At 45.9% G+C, this 15,192-nt stretch carries 12 protein-coding genes; 11 read left to right on the top strand and 1 reads right to left on the bottom strand.

Going from position 1 to position 15,192, the window contains the following annotated elements; translation table 11 throughout:
- The first annotated feature begins 22 nt into the window (after positions 1-22).
- The 10 genes from H6F56_RS12035 to H6F56_RS11990 all read left to right on the top strand — a co-directional run bounded on the left by H6F56_RS12035 (position 23) and on the right by H6F56_RS11990 (position 11,190).
- Positions 23-667: a DUF4178 domain-containing protein gene (locus H6F56_RS12035; RefSeq protein WP_190668296.1), complete on the top strand. Its 645-nt coding sequence runs from the start codon at positions 23-25 to the stop codon at positions 665-667.
- 7 nt (positions 668-674) lie between these two features.
- On the top strand, positions 675-2,168 hold the full coding sequence (locus H6F56_RS12030) for a spermine synthase (protein ID WP_190668291.1): 1,494 nt from the start codon (positions 675-677) through the stop codon (positions 2,166-2,168).
- A complete protein-coding gene (locus tag H6F56_RS12025) occupies positions 2,158-3,222 on the top strand; it encodes a lipid II:glycine glycyltransferase FemX (protein ID WP_190668288.1) in 1,065 nt (354 codons plus the stop codon). Before H6F56_RS12030 ends, H6F56_RS12025 begins: the two co-directional genes overlap by 11 nt.
- Complete coding sequence (locus H6F56_RS12020; RefSeq protein WP_190668285.1) at positions 3,219-4,085, top strand: DUF350 domain-containing protein; 867 nt, start codon at positions 3,219-3,221, stop codon at positions 4,083-4,085. The genes H6F56_RS12025 and H6F56_RS12020 overlap by 4 nt, the downstream gene beginning before the upstream one ends.
- 96 nt (positions 4,086-4,181) lie before the next feature.
- Positions 4,182-5,453, top strand: a complete 1,272-nt coding sequence (locus H6F56_RS12015; RefSeq protein WP_190668282.1) for a serine/threonine-protein kinase — start codon at positions 4,182-4,184, stop codon at positions 5,451-5,453.
- A 283-nt stretch (positions 5,454-5,736) separates the two neighbouring features.
- Positions 5,737-6,000, top strand: a complete 264-nt coding sequence (locus H6F56_RS12010) for a Uma2 family endonuclease (RefSeq protein WP_199312776.1) — start codon at positions 5,737-5,739, stop codon at positions 5,998-6,000.
- Between the two features lie 73 nt (positions 6,001-6,073).
- On the top strand, positions 6,074-6,586 hold the full coding sequence (locus H6F56_RS12005; protein WP_190668279.1) for a DUF2127 domain-containing protein: 513 nt from the start codon (positions 6,074-6,076) through the stop codon (positions 6,584-6,586).
- A gap of 632 nt (positions 6,587-7,218) precedes the next feature.
- Entirely contained in the window at positions 7,219-8,742 is a 1,524-nt protein-coding gene (locus H6F56_RS12000) for a pentapeptide repeat-containing protein (RefSeq protein WP_190668276.1), read from the top strand.
- A gap of 61 nt (positions 8,743-8,803) precedes the next feature.
- Entirely contained in the window at positions 8,804-10,372 is a 1,569-nt protein-coding gene (locus H6F56_RS11995) for a pentapeptide repeat-containing protein (protein WP_190668702.1), read from the top strand.
- A gap of 212 nt (positions 10,373-10,584) precedes the next feature.
- Positions 10,585-11,190 carry a DUF1517 domain-containing protein gene (locus H6F56_RS11990; RefSeq protein WP_190668273.1) on the top strand — a complete coding sequence of 202 codons (606 nt, stop codon included), beginning with the start codon at positions 10,585-10,587 and terminating at the stop codon, positions 11,188-11,190.
- A gap of 115 nt (positions 11,191-11,305) precedes the next feature.
- Here the strand turns inward: H6F56_RS11990 and H6F56_RS11985 are convergent, their stop codons facing one another.
- Positions 11,306-13,804 (bottom strand): response regulator, encoded by a 2,499-nt coding sequence (locus H6F56_RS11985; RefSeq protein ID WP_190668270.1) that lies wholly within the window; start codon positions 13,802-13,804, stop codon positions 11,306-11,308.
- Between the two features lie 389 nt (positions 13,805-14,193).
- On the opposite strand from H6F56_RS11985, the gene H6F56_RS11980 reads away from it, so the two are divergent.
- On the top strand, positions 14,194-15,027 hold the full coding sequence (locus H6F56_RS11980; protein WP_416360992.1) for a hypothetical protein: 834 nt from the start codon (positions 14,194-14,196) through the stop codon (positions 15,025-15,027).
- The last annotated feature ends 165 nt before the right edge of the window (positions 15,028-15,192 follow it).

The following is a 15,192-nucleotide window of genomic DNA, read 5'->3' as shown; positions in this document are numbered from 1 at the left end:
TTAGAACATTCACTGCGCTTCTATGGTTTCTGTTTCTATTCAAGATCAACTCGAACAGCTACGTGCCGGTGATCGCGTAAAGTGTCATGGCCTTCAATGGCAGGTTACAGATTACAGTACCTACCAAGACGCCAATGGCTATGAAACAGCCGAGTGGTTGCTGCGATCTGGAGGCGGTACAGAATATTACTTGCTTCGAGAAGTCGATCCTCAAAATCCAGAAACACTCGTCCACTGGTATCTCGCTTCAGAAATTGCTCATCCCGCTCTTTTCCAGCCAAACTCTGAAGATAACGTGCTGCTCAATCTTTGGGGGGATATGCAGGGGCAAAAAACACCTTACCCAGAATTGCGATGCTTTGGTAAAAACTACTACTTTGAGTCTCAAACTCAAGGTAGTTATGAGGGAGAAGAGGAAAACACGTCTCGCATCACTTGGGATTACTGGGATCGTTCGCACCAGTGGAATTTAGCAATTGAAGCGTGGCCGGATAGGGAATTGCACGTTTACACGTCTAAAGTCGTAAAACCCGAAGAGTTTTCTGATATTGAAAAAGGAGTTTTTACTCCCACTCAAACACAAGATTCGCGTTCAATCTCCGTGGCGCAAGTGGTGGCAGCATCTTTGTTCCTACTTGTGGGACTTTATCTGCTAATATTCGGATAATCAACAGATGGCAACTTCCCTATTTATTGAACATCACGCGAACGGCCTCGCTTTCTATATCAATGGCGATTTGCAGTTTGATACTGCTGATGAGGCACTTTATCATGAATATTTGGTTATTCCAACGATTGCTTTAGCCGTTCAAAGATTTCCAGAAAACGATCTACGTGTTCTCATCTGTGGCGGTGGGGATGGATTAGCCGCACGAGATGTCTTAAGGTTTTCGCAAGTCAGTCATATAGATTTAGTGGACTGTAACCCGGAAGTTTTAGAACTCGCAAATACAGCTTTTAAGCCTTATAATACCGGCAGCTTAGAAAATGATCGGGTAACAGTTTACCCTCAAGAAGCCTTAGAGTTTGTCTCGACGGTTGCAGATAATTCCTATCACGCTATCATTTGCGATTTTACTTATCCGACTTGTCCAGAAGATACAACTATCTACAGTAGGGAATGGTTTCAACAAATCAATCGGGTTCTCATCTCAGGCGGAACTATTAGCACCAACGGGGTTTCTCCTGAAAATCGCTCAAACGGTTTTTGGTGTTTGTATCAAACTTTATTATCGGCTGGATTGAAAGCCAAGCCATTACAATTAGAGATTCCTTCTTTTCACAGTCATGGCTATGGAAATTGGGGCTTTTTTTTGGGTTCTCAGGCACAAATTATTGCTTCTGAGATAGAAGCTATCGTCTTTCCTGAAGATTTAGAGACGCTAACTCACGAAAAGCTATTTCAAACTTTTGTATTTTCAGAGGAAATTGCCAACAGCCGTCATGATGTGACGATTCACACACTGGAGTGTCCCCAGCTATTTTATTATTTGCTCAATCCTTCGTTTGAATTGACAGAGAAAGAGAATGCCGGCAAGACAATAAATTTTTTAGATATTCAGGAATCTGGGACAGCGATATTAGGTTCTCGTGATTTGCTCAAGCTGGAATCAATGGCACAGGCATGGCTAGAGCAAATGTATGAATCTTCTGCTTCACCTGATGCTCAACCAAATATTAGTAAATTGCTGCCGGTGCAGCATCGCTATCACAGCCCTAAAATGACAAGGGAAGGGTTAGCATATCTCAGGCATCTGTTAGGAGAAATCGACCTTTCGCGTTTATTGAACACTTTGTTAGAGCGTTCTCAGGAACTTCCGCCAAAGATTGCCGGTGAACTCAAACAATTAGCTGAAAAAATTCGTGCCGGCCAGCCAATTGTCAACCTTCCTCCCAAAACCGCTGAATTTTTAATGATGTTATCAGTAACGCTGTTAATGGCAAACCTACTGACGCCAGATGCAGTGTTTGCTAAAGGGTATTCTTCAGGAACAAGCAGTGGGTATTCTTCAGGAACAAGCAGTGGATATTCTTCGGGCAGTAGCATCTATTATGCAGACGGCTACATTAACTGGGAACTTAAGATTTTAGGTTTAGTTCTTATAGGAATTGGAGGAAGTTGGCTTTCTAACATTTTCAATCCATCGGATAGCAACAATGATGAATGAGCTAACAGGTTCACCTGAACAAAATCTTATTCCTAAAAAAGAGATAACGTTAACAATCAGGCAACTAAGTTTAGCAGAACGCAATTTGTGGGATACTCTCGCTAAAGCTCTGCCGGTAGGCTGTTTTATGCAATCCTGGGCATGGGCGAATTTCAAGGAACTAGAAGGGTACAAAACCTTTCGTTACGGTTTATTTTTAGAACAAAGCTTAGTAGGTGGGTGCATTTTCTATTACTATCCCCATTCAGGCCAAGCGAATTTATTAATTGCCCAAGGTGGTCCTCTACTTCCACCGGCTTATGCGGATGAAGGAATGCAACTACTCAAAGAAACAGCCGCTATTTTAGCAAAAGAAGTAGGTGCAATCGCCCTGCGGATTGAACCAGTATGGACTGAAAAACCAGATTGCCTTGAAGAGTTTGTGAGGGCACCGGCAGATTTATTACCCTCTGAAACTCTCCTCATTGATTTGCGCCCAAATGAGGCAGAAATTTTAGCAGCGATGAAACCAAAAGGCCGATACAATTTGCGGCTAAGTAAACGGCATGGTGTGGAAACTGAATTCACCGATAACTCACAAGCAATTCCACTATTTTACGATATTTTTTGGGAAACAGTGCAGCGCCAGCAATTTTTTGGCGAACCTTACGGATTTTTTATTAACCTTTGTCAAAGTTTATTTGCCGCTAATATGGCAGAGATTGGCTTAGCCACTTGGCGAGGAAAAGTTTTAGCAGCAATCTTAGTTGTATATTGGGGAAATCGCGCAACATATCTCTATGGTGGGCGTAGTTTTGAACACCGGCAAGTGATGGCAACTTACGCCCTACATTGGGCGGCGATGCAACGGGCAAAAGCACGGGGTTGCACTGTTTATGATTTTTATGGGTTTAGCCGCGAACCTAATCATGCTTATGCGAATTTTTCTAAGTTTAAAAGTCAATTTGGCGGAGTGTCGGTAACGACAATTGGCGCTCATGATTACTTTTTTTATGATCGTCTAGCCGATACACTAATTAGCCTATTACGCAACCTCGAAGGAGATAGCAAATGAACCAATGGATGCTGGATAAACTCAATCAATCAGGACTAATTATTCTAGAATTAGCTGTGGGCTTTACTGTGTTTTGGTTAGGACAATTTGCTTACCAAAAGCTATTTCGGCGAATCCAATTAAATCTGGAACTGTTTGTTAAAGATAATCCAGCCGTTGCCATTGCATTAGTGGGTTACTATCTCGGTATTGTTCTCGCCTTGGGGGGTGCTTTAGACAAAAATTTAGGGACTTGGCAAGACAAATTATTGAATTTAGCATCCTATGGTGCAACGGTTATTTTGTTGATGCTGGCTGGCGCTTGGGTGGCTGATCGCTTAATTTTGCGTCGGTTTGATTGTGTGCGTGAAATTATCCAAGAACGTAATGTTGGGGCTGCTGCTGTAGAAGCCGGCAGTCATATTGCAAATGGGCTAATTCTTAACGCTGCGCTGGCAGGAGATAGCGGCAGTTGGCTGGTTGGGTTTGTTTGCTGGTTAATCGGTTTAGCGGTACTGGTTTTAGTGAGTGTTGTTTACCCTATTGTCACAAAATACGATGTATTCGGAGAAATTGAAAAACGCAATAACCCCGCCGCAGGAGTCGCCCTTGCCGGCTTATTAATTGCCACCGGTAATATTGTTCGAGTAGCATTTTCTCCAGAGTTTGAAGGCTGGGTTGTCAGTTTTAGTCAGTATGGATTAATTTTAGTATTTTGCTTACTTTCCCTGATTGCCATTCGCTGGCTGGCTGATTTGATATTAGTTCCAGGGGTAAAAATATCTGATGAGATTGTGAATCAGGAAGTACCAAATTTAGGAGCCGGTTTAATTGAAGCGTTTGCTTATATTGCGGCTTCTTTTTTAATTGCTTGGGCTTTTTGAGGCAGTCTCTGCAAGCCAATAAGGTTTTTGATGCGTAAGTGATGCCCTTTAAACCAATGTGCGAAAATTAATGCAGTTGTCGAGAGATCTTCTCTTATGGTTTGGCATCCTGGGCACCAGTTATATGGCAATCGCTACGTTATTGAAAAGAAATTAGGCCAGGGCGGTTTTGGCATCACCTATCTCGCCAAAGACAGACAGGGTAAGCCGGTTGTCATCAAAACGTTAAAAGATGAGGTGATGGACAACCCAGATTTCGCTGATTTCCGAGACAAATATAAACACGACTTTCGGGATGAGGCACTACGGCTAGCTGTATGTCGGCACCCTCACATTGTCCAGATTGAAAATGTCTTCCATCACGAGTCGCTTCCCTGTATTGCAATGGAATATATCGAGGGGGAAGATTTATCTCGGCGCGTCAAAACTTGTGGTGTTTTGTCGGAAATGGAAGCCTTGCAATATATCCAGCAAATTGGTGAAGCACTAACAATTGTCCACGATAAAGGTTTGCTGCATCGGGATTTGAACCCAAAAAATATCATGGTGCGCTCTCATCTTTCGGAAGCCGTTCTGATTGATTTTGGCATTGCCCGGGAGTTTATCCCAGATTTGACTCAGACTCATACTGTAGGTGGTACTCAAGGTTATGCACCTATTGAGCAGTATGAGAAGCGAGAAAGGCGGGGAGAGTTTACCGATGTTTATGCCTTAGCAGCAACGCTTTATTACTTGCTGACGGGGCAGGTGCCGCTTCCTGCTTGGAAGAGAAGTATCAGAGATTCATTACAGCCACCGGCACATTTCAATCAGAGAATTAGTGGGCCGATGAATGATGCAATTCTGGCAGGCATGGCGCTACACGCAGAAAATCGCCCTCAATCAGTGCAGGACTGGTTGAAATTATTTAAATTAGACACGGATGATCTACGTTCAGAAAAAGGCATAGATTATCGCCAATTGCGGGATTACTTAAAAGCGGGAAGTTGGAAAGAAGCAGATAAAGAAACAGCGCAACTGATGCTAAAAGCTGGCAACCGAGAAAAGGAAGGCTGGCTGAGAGGCGAAGACATTCATAATTTTCCCTGCACTGACCTCCGCACCATCGATCAACTTTGGGTAAAATACAGCAACGGGCATTTTGGTTTTTCTGTACAAAAGCGCTTTTGGCTCGAGGCTGGTGGTAAAATCGATTATAGAAATGAATCTCACCTGGGCGACTTAGTGGGATGGCGTGTGAATGGTGCGAAGAAATACTACAATGAGCTAACTTTCTCTCTCAAAGCACCAGAGGGCCACCTTCCGTTTTTTGATTGGGTTTTCGGGGTTGGGGCCGAGGCTGTTCTTCTCTCGCGTCGAGACTTGTGAAGTGTAACATATAAGGCTTTTAGAAGATTCTCAAGATTTGTATTCCGGTCAGATCTCATCAAGCCTTGCCTGTTCTGGCTTTGCAATACATAGCACTGGCATCAGTCCGGTCTAAAAAGCAGACTGGCAAACTTGAGATTGTAACAATTAACCACTATAAACTTTTTTCTACTGCATAAATTTTTAGGTTGTTTACTTCCCATTCTCCCCAAGCTGGGGCGGGTTTTGTTGTTAACACATCTGTAAGTATCAAAGGTTATCTGCTAAGCCGTCCCTACAGTGCTTGATAAATTCTTCAGCCACAGATGACAAAGGAGAAAAACGTCTTTTATATGAAGATTTAAAAGTTGCTGAATCCTGGATTGTTGATGTGCAAAATATCCAAATAATTGCGGTTTCCATTGCTGATGGTGGAAGTAAACGCATTACTGGGTCTCAAGTATTGCCAGGATTGGGTATTTCTCTGTTAAAAGAAGCTTTACAGCGGACTCGTCAGATGAATCAAAGTCAAGTTATTGCTTGGGTACTCTCTCAATTTCCGCAGTAGTACAAAGTTTACCGGCTCTTTTCAAGGAAGCATCTTTTTGAACTAAAATATCATTGATAGTATTAATTTATTGATGAGGCCGGCAACGAATCCCGTGAACCAAGATCACAAGCGCTCAGCAGGTTTAATTGCGATAGTTTGTTATAAAGCTTTCAGCGCTTCCTTGCTGGCTGTGACTGCTATTGCTTTATTGCTAGCAGTAAAAAATTATCAACAGTTAGCAGAATATTCTAATTGTTATATTTTAATCGGCAAACAAGAAATTATTAAATTATTTTTAAATAAAATTTTAAATCTCACGCCACAGACCTTAAAATTTAGTGGAATGGCGGCAGCAATTTATTCAGGTGTAACAGTAATTGAAGCAATTGGGTTGTGGCAGCATAAAGCTTGGGCAAGTATATTAGTGATGGGATTAGTTGGCATTAGTATCCCGCCAGAAATTTTTGAGTTAAGCCAAGGCTTTTCCACACTCAAGCTCACCGTGTTTCTTGTGAATGTAGCGATCTTTTTATATTTACTGCGTGATTGGAGCAAATCAAAAAATAAAATTATGTCTGTTGACGATAGAGGAGCCGGCACTTGATAAAATTCATGAAAAATGGCGATAAGCAAATAAAAGCTTAAGCAAAAAATTTACATATTACCTTTTAGCTTCCCAAATGCCGGCGGCATAGAGAAAGCAAAATAAATGTATGCTATATTAGCCAAGCCCGATTGGTCTGACCCATCACAGCAGCAAACAAACTAGCAGCCCCAATCGCTGGCCAGCAAAAAAGCCAAGCCACATCTCAGTTACAGTTCTTCGGGCGGTTCTGTTACACAGTGGCTAGCAGCTGGTAGCACAGGAGTGAAAACAACTGCGGGGAAACATAGGGGATCAGTGGTACAACCATTGGTACAATCGCAGATAGCGCCGTGTAAACCAATACACATTCTATCTGCTGTCATTAGGGTCAGCTCAAGGTCAGCGTCATCTACAATTTCATGTCTTATCGCCGGCAGGCAGGTTTTTGGCAACCAAAGTTCCCCAAAATAGGGTAGCGCACGCCTACTTCTTTAAACCGCCTCCTTGCCACCGATCAGCCCTAGCCCGACAATACCTATATTCATTTATTACCTGCGGCAAGCGAGTGAGCTTTATGTTGAGCCTTAACGCTAGCATGGTAATGCCCAGTCCTATGACTGTAAAGTCGGGATGTTGAACAGGGAACCCCGATGGAAACCGAGGAACTCCTACAAAAATACGCATCTGGAGTCAGGGACTTTACTGCTGTTAACCTCTGTGAAGCCAACCTGAGTCGAGTCAATCTAAGTGAAGCCAATTTGAGTCAGGCGAACCTGAGTATCGCCAATTTAGGGGGTGCAAATCTAAGTGGAGCAAATTTAAGTCATGCCAAACTCAACGTTGCCAAACTCAATGGTGCCAATCTCAGCGGCGCGAACCTAAACGGGGCAGATCTCAACGTTGCAAACCTGATCCGCGCCGATCTCAGCGATGCTACGCTCGTTCAAGCTGCCTTAATTCGGGCTGAACTGATTCGAGTGGAACTAAGTCGCGCCAACCTTAGCGAAGCGAACCTCAACGGTGCCAGCTTAAGAGAAGCCAAACTCAGGCAAGCAAACCTTGCCGGTGCCAACTTGAGCGAAGCAGATCTCACGAATGCTTCCCTAAAATCAGCCAACTTAGAGCGAGCAACCCTTAGAGAAACCGATTTAAGAGGTGCGGATTTAAGCGGAGCCAACCTCAGAAACGCAGAATTCAGACGCGCCAATCTTTCTCAAGCCAAACTCGTTGGAGCCGATCTCAGCGGAGCCAATTTGAGATGGGCAGATTTAAGCGGGGCAAGCCTGAGATGGGCAGATTTAAGTGAAGCAAAATTGAGCGGAGCGAACTTAAGAGGGGCAGATTTAAGCAGCGCCAACTTACTCAATGCCAGCTTAGTTTACTCGGATCTAAGCCAATCAAATTTAATAGAAGTTGATTGGATGGGAGCCGATTTATCGGGAGCCACCTTAACCGGCGCAAAGCTGTATGAAGTCTTACGTTATGGACTAAAAACTGAAGGCTTGATCTGTGAATGGGTGGACATGAGCGAGAACGGTGATCGTTCTCAGATATACCGGCTCAGCCCAGAAGAATCTAAAAAGTTTTTCAACCAAACACTGCCAACCGTCAAAATCATCATTGATGCGCCTCTCAACCCGGACGCTCATCTAGCCTTAGCGGTTGCCTACCATCAAATCGCTCACCAATATCCGGCCATGATCCACCCTCCCAATATAGAAGTGAGCGGTCGCCGAACAACATTAACATTTAGGATAAGTAACGATACACGATTATTTTCTACCGCTTATGTCGCTATCCTTCCCTTTAAGGATGCGCTAATCAATCAAGAAAAAATTGTTCATTTAGTGCAAATGATCGACTCCCCAGAAATGAGTAATCTCCTCAATCAAGCGATGGGAAAGCTGCAAGAAATTAAAAAAGTAGAAACATTTTCACGGCTGATCAAGCGAGAAAAGTTTTTCCAAGCGCCTACACTGACGATCGTTACCAACTCTGGGAATCGCACATTAGATGTCCACCATAACGCGGGGTTCGGCAAACGCTGGATGAACAGCGCTGAAGTAGTCGAGCTTGCTGCCGGCACTTTAAAGGACGGTCAGCAATTTTCCCTCCCCCCGATAAGTGTCGTGATGAGTTTTATACAAGGCTTGCATTTTTTACCGAGCCAGTAATGAACTAAACCCCCTTGAGAACAGAGTTTTAACTGTAAGAAATATTGGAATGGTAACCCTGATGGAAGTTGAGGAACTCCTAAAAAGATATGCAGCCGGTGAAAGAGAGTTTACCGGCGTCAACCTCTGTGAAGCTAACCTAAGCAGAGTCAACCTGAGTGGAGCCAACTTTAGTCAGGCGAACATGAGTATCGCCAATCTGAGTGGAGCGAATTTGAGCGGTGCCAACCTCTCCGGCACCAAACTCAATGTCACCCGATTGAGTGGAGCCAATCTCAGCAAAGCTAAATTAAACGGGGCGATTCTCAATGTAGCCAACCTCGTGCGGGCGAACCTCAGCGACGCCGAACTCATTCAAGCGTCCCTCATTCGAGCTGAGCTAATCCGTGCCGAGCTGAGCCGAGCCAACCTGATCGAGGCGAACCTAAACGCAGCAGACTTAAGAGAATCCAAACTTAGACAAGCCAATTTGAGTGGAGCAAACTTAAGTGAAGCCGATCTTAGGGGCGCATCTCTTGCCGGTGCCAACTTAGAGCAAGCCAAACTGAACCAAACCGACCTCAGTGGGGCCGATCTTAGCGGGGCAAATCTGAGCAACACTGAACTCAGACACGTTAACTTTAATCGGGCTAACCTCAGTGGAGCCGACCTCAGTGGCGCGAACCTAAGATGGGCCGCTCTCAGCGGGGCTAATCTCCAATGGGCCAACCTCAGTGATGCCAAATTGAGTGGGGCAAATTTAATTGGCGCAGACTTGAGCAACAGCAATTTATTAAATGCCAGTTTAGTTCATGCCGATCTCACCCAAGCCAATTTGATCCGAGCGGAATGGGTGGGAGCCGATCTCAGCGGTGCTACCTTAACCGGCGCAAAACTTTATGGAGTTTCACGATTTGGCTTAAAAACAGACGCGATGATTTGTGAGTGGGTTGACGTGAGTCCGCATGGCGATCACACCCAACTCCACCGCTTCGAGCCAGAAGACTCTAAAAAGTTTTTTAATCAAACGCCCCCGACTGTACGAATTGTCATCGATGCACCCCTGGATCAAGAGGCGAATTTTGCTTTAGCAAATGCTTACTATCAAATTGCTCTGCAATATGCCGGCTTGAGCCAACCTCCGAGTATTACAGTTGGCTACCGCAGAACTGTACTGACATTTCGGGTAGACAACGATGAGCAATTATTTCCCACCGCTTATATCGCCATTCTTCCCTTTGAAAACGCTGCTGCGACTCAACGAAATATCATCACACTGATCAAGCAGATCCGGGCGCACGCAACTAGCCACCTCAGCATCCCAGAACTCAGGCGCATCCAGCAGTTAAGCACAGCACTGAGTCAAACACTGAACCAAGTTAATGCGATTGAGCTGTCAAAAATTTTTCCGGCGATGGAGCGCAGAGCTAGTTTTTTCAACGCTCCCACTCACACAATTTTGCTCAATTCCAGCGATCAAAGTTTGAGTGTTTATCACGATCCCAGTTTTGGAAAACGGTTTATGAACTCAGCGAGCGCTACAAATCCGAAAATGAGTGCCGGCCAGGGAAATTCTCAACTGTTTGCTATCCCACCAATTAATGTCGTTGTTGATTTCATCAGAGGCTTTTATTCTATCGACGTTCAGTAGAACTTAAAGGAATAATTAGGCATTAAATCAAATAATGAAATTCTAAAAATTGCAATTTTATACTCGCTAAAAAAAATGTCTAAAAAATACTTCATTACTGACATTATTTAATAAACTCTTGACGGCTGATAAATTTATAAGATTAGCCAAGGGCGAAGATTTCAAAATATACGCGTGATATACTTAATTTCGTGCAAAGGGGAGAAATCAGAATGAACACTTTGGGCAATCGCTTTAACCAGATGAGAGGCCGCACTCGGTTTGTGGTCAGCCGGCTGTTTATTCATTTGGCCGGCGATGAAGTGGCTCCTTTATTAGGAGTCCTCAATCACGCAGCTAGAGAGGCGATTGAATCTGAGGGAGACCTCAAAGTGATGGGTGAAGAACTCGTTAAAATTTGTCACAGTCTGCTGCAATCTGATGCCTATTGGCGCTCAGCGGCTAATGAAGGGGATGTTTTTTGGGACGAGGCAGAAGCCGGCGACTATGTCAGCGAACTGTTTACCGATTCGGCGGAACGCTATTTGAGCGAACCCTATGAAACCGGAGCGGCACCAATAGCGGATGGACCCTTATCTTTGCCGATCACTCATAACTTAGTGGTCATGATTACAGTGGCGTGCGAGGGAGAAGTGCCGGCACTCGAAACCGACCTCTCCCAAGATGAGACCCTAAGAGCTGGTCTGAAAGCCCTCATCGATCTACAGTATCGAGGCAGCTTCCGCGCCATTCAAGTGCATTTCTCGCCGGCTCAGTTGGGAGATGAACTCACCGACGATCAGCTCATCGAACATTTCCCCGAATTAATCCCACTTTAACTTGTTTTAAGCATTTAAATTTCATAAACTGAAAGTGTGTCAGTAGATGAAAATCTTAAGCATCAAGTTTTTTGTGTTAGAACAAGCATCTTAAAATGCAAAGTAGATGCATTAATCAACTAGCACTTCGTCCGACCAATTTAGCGACCGCTGCCGCTAAATCAGTTGGCTCCACCGGCTTAGACACATGAAGTTGGAAACCGGCTTTCAAAGCCAGAGAGCGGTCTGACTCTCTGGCATAAGCCGTCAAAGCCACAGCCGGCACCTGCCCACCATCCTGGGCTTCCAGCGCTCTAATCCGGCGAATCAGGGAGTAGCCGTCTTCAAAGGGCATCCCGATATCGCTCACCAAAACATCCGGTTTTAACTGTTCCAGCGATAAAAGCGCCTCGCCGGCTGAGCTAACCGCTTTCACATCAGCCCCATATTGCTTGAGCATCACGCTCAGCAACTCCCTCGTATCCGCTTCATCGTCAACGACAAGCACCCGCAAGCCGTCTAAAGAATACGGTTGAGTATTCACCACCGAGGGTGGAATAGAAACCACAGCCGGCTGCGGGGGAGCCGTAGAAGGCTGAAAAGTGGTTGGCATCTGCACAGTAAACGTCGAGCCGTGGCCTTCGCCTGGACTTGCTGCATAGACAGTCCCCCCATGCAGTTCCACCAAATGGCGCACAATTGCTAGTCCCAGCCCTAATCCGCTGTAAGCCCTTGATGTCGTGCTATCCGCCTGGCGGAAGCGCTCAAACACATACGGTAGAAAGTCAGGACTGATGCCAATGCCGGTATCCTTCACTTGGATCTGGACATAAGAGCGACCCAAAAATTCATCTGTAAACTGTTCTAGGCGAACCTCTATTCGCCCTCCATTTGGCGTAAACTTGACTGCATTCGAGAGCAGATTCCAGATAATTTGCTGCAAGCGGTTAGAATCGCCGGCAACTACGCTCACTTTTGGGTCAAGACAAGATTGAATCTCAATTGACTTGACTGCAGCCGCCGGACGCACACTATCGAGTGACGTCTCAATCACCGGCAACAGTTCACAGGCGCGGAAATTCAGGCGTAGCTTGCCGGTAATAATTCGAGACACATCCAGCAAATCTTCGACCATCTGCGTCTGGGATCGGGCATTGCGCTCAATCGTATCCAAAGCGCGAACCGTCTTTTCTTCGTCAAGCTTGCGGCTTTTCAGCAGTTGCGCCCAACCTAGCATTGCATTCAACGGCGTTCGCAACTCGTGAGAGAGCGTGGCCAAAAACTCATCCTTCATGCGATTAGCCTCTTGGGCTTCGCGGTAAAGCCTTGCATTCTCAATCGCAATCGCAGCCCGTCGCCCCAAGTCTTCAGCCAAAGCGAGATCCGCTTTAGTGTAATTGCGGCCCGATTCGGCAACTAAGCAGAAAGTCAGAGTTCCCAGCTTGTGATCATGAGCAATCAGCGGCACTGTCATCAAAGAGCGCAACTCGAGATCGCGCATAAACTGAAAATGCTCCTCACTGGTTGCCGCTTCTTGCATCCAGGCATGAGAGACTTCTGGCACAAAAGTTGCTTTGCCGGTTAACAAGACATTAGCAGCAGGATGGTGCTTAAAAGGATAGGCCGGCACGTAACGTTGCACCCGATCAAACCATTCCCGTTTCTTGGGATCGACGTGCTGCCACGCCACGCGCTGACTTTTTTCATCGGCAGTCAAGACATCAAAAAAACAGCAGTCTGCCAGAGTTGGCACCACTAACTGAGCAATACTGGCGAGTGTGGTTTTGTAATCGAGAGAAGCTGCCAACACAGAACTGGCTTCAGCTAAAAATCGCAGCGCTTCTTCAGCCTGCTTGCGCTCAGTAATGTCGGTAATGGTGCCGGACATCCGGAAAGGCACTCCCCAAGCATCTCGCTGAGCTTTGGCGCGGGCGATACAGTAACGGTATTCTCCAGAAACATGACGCAGTCGTAACTCGACGTTAAATGCCACGTTATGCTCTAGGTGAACATGGACAGCATCCATAACTCCTGGTTTGTCTTCTGGATGCATTAGGGAGCAAAACGCTTCATAAGTTCCCTCAAATTGCTCAAGGGACAAACCTGTAATTTCAAATAGCCGGTCGTTCCAATAAATTTTGTTATCAGGTATATACCAGTCCCAAATCCCGTCGTTGGCTCCTTCTAGCACCAGCCGATAGCGTTCTTCGCTTTCTTGCCGGCGTTGGTTAGCCAAGGCTGCCTCCTTTTCAGCTTGATAGAGGCGAATCACACTCCGGAGACTTTTCGAGAGATTTTCTGGTGAAACTTTTGCTTTAGAAAGATAATCTGAGGCTCCGGCTTTCATTAGCTCAACAGCGATTTGCTCATCTCCCTGACCTGTTAAGACTACTAAAGGCACCTTGACCCCAGCCTGCCGCATTTGTTGTACCAGCGTCAAGCCGTCGCCATCGGGCAGAAGATAATCTAGAAAGACACAGTCAAAGGTGTGCTGTTGGATCGTAGCCAGCGCTGTCGCACAGTCGCCGGCCTCCAACAGTTGCATTTGTACGCCGGCAGCCTTCAGTGCACGTCGCACCGCTATGCGGTCTACCTCATCGTCATCAACTACGAGGATCTTGAGAATCTCTTCCATGCTTTAGAAAGGCTCACTAGCATTTCGCTCACTGTCAAGTATTGCAAAACTTCCTGCTGAAAAAAAATATTTTTAACCGAGCAAAACTTGAAGAGATCCGGACAATGTTTTTTCCGAACTCTGGCTGTTTGCGTGACTCCAGATTTGACAGAGGCTCTGCAAACGGCTGGACATTCACTTCATTTAGCCTATCAAAAATTACTCAAACTATTACACTCTGAACATTATCGGGAAAATCATAGCCGTGGGTCATACTCAGATGGCGATTGCTTTTCTCTTCTAAGATGAGAGAGAGTGCCAGTGACCAGCGCCTGCGACACCGGCACGCTTAACAGTTGTTTTTGCAGTCATTCACCGGCTCCATGTTGCGTAAATTTATAACCTTGTTTATGGTCTTGTCCCTCTCGTGGACAACCGTTGCCTGCGGCAGTTCTTCTTCCGTTAGTCAATCTCCTGCAACCCGAAACGCCAGCACTTCAGCCCCTCAAACAAGGCTGGCTGATGGCCTGTATCCAGTGCAGCAAGCTAGCTATAACGATGCTAATGGGGAATATAGCCTGTTTTTGCTTAACGCCTCACCGGCAGTCTTTAACACCACTGATTTAAAGATGGCTCAGCTGACAGAGGCCGAAATCGCCAATGGCCAAAAGAGTTATTTACAGGTTAATGGCGGTGAAGCTAACCTGCACATGAGCGAAGATTTCAAGATTGAGTACGTCCACGCCGTCACCGAGACACAAACCGACCCCCAATCCGGCCAACAACAAACAGTTGTTGTGCGTCGGGAATCTAGTTTTTGGACTCCCTTTGCCGGTGCCTTAGCCGGCCAAGTCGTAGGTAATATGTTGTTTGCACCTCGGTACTATGTACCGCCGGTCTATCAGCCTGGTGTCATTTTAACTGGCTATGGCGGACATGGCAGTACATACAATCAAGCGGTTCAGGGATACCAAAGCCGCTACCAAGCTCCACCGCCAGCCGTGCAAAATCGCCGAAATCAATTACGCACCACAGGGCGTATTAACTCGAACCGGCCTGCAACCTCCAATCGCCCATCTACCAGACCATCCACTTCCAACAGGCCAAGTGGTTCTGGTTTTGGATCTAGTAACTTGAAATCATCTGGCCAATCCCGTCCCAGCCGAGTCCAACCCGGTTCCGGTAGTTTTGGCAGCGGACGTTCCTCCCGTCCGGCAAGATCGAGCGGTCGCCGACGCCGCTAGAGCGTCACATTCTTAGGGGCTAGGGGCTAGGGAGAAGAGAGGGGAAGAAGGCGTGAAAATGTAGAAAATTTTTAATTCTTAATTCTCAATGTCCCTGGCCCCATTTCCCAATACCCCTTTTGTTAGCTGTGTCAGAATAAAGTCGCAGTAGTTCAAGCGCGGCAG

The sequence above is a fragment of the Microcoleus sp. FACHB-672 genome (assembly GCF_014695725.1).
GTDB lineage: Bacteria > Cyanobacteriota > Cyanobacteriia > Cyanobacteriales > Oscillatoriaceae > FACHB-68.
This window is presented reverse-complemented; position numbering and strand designations above follow the sequence as displayed.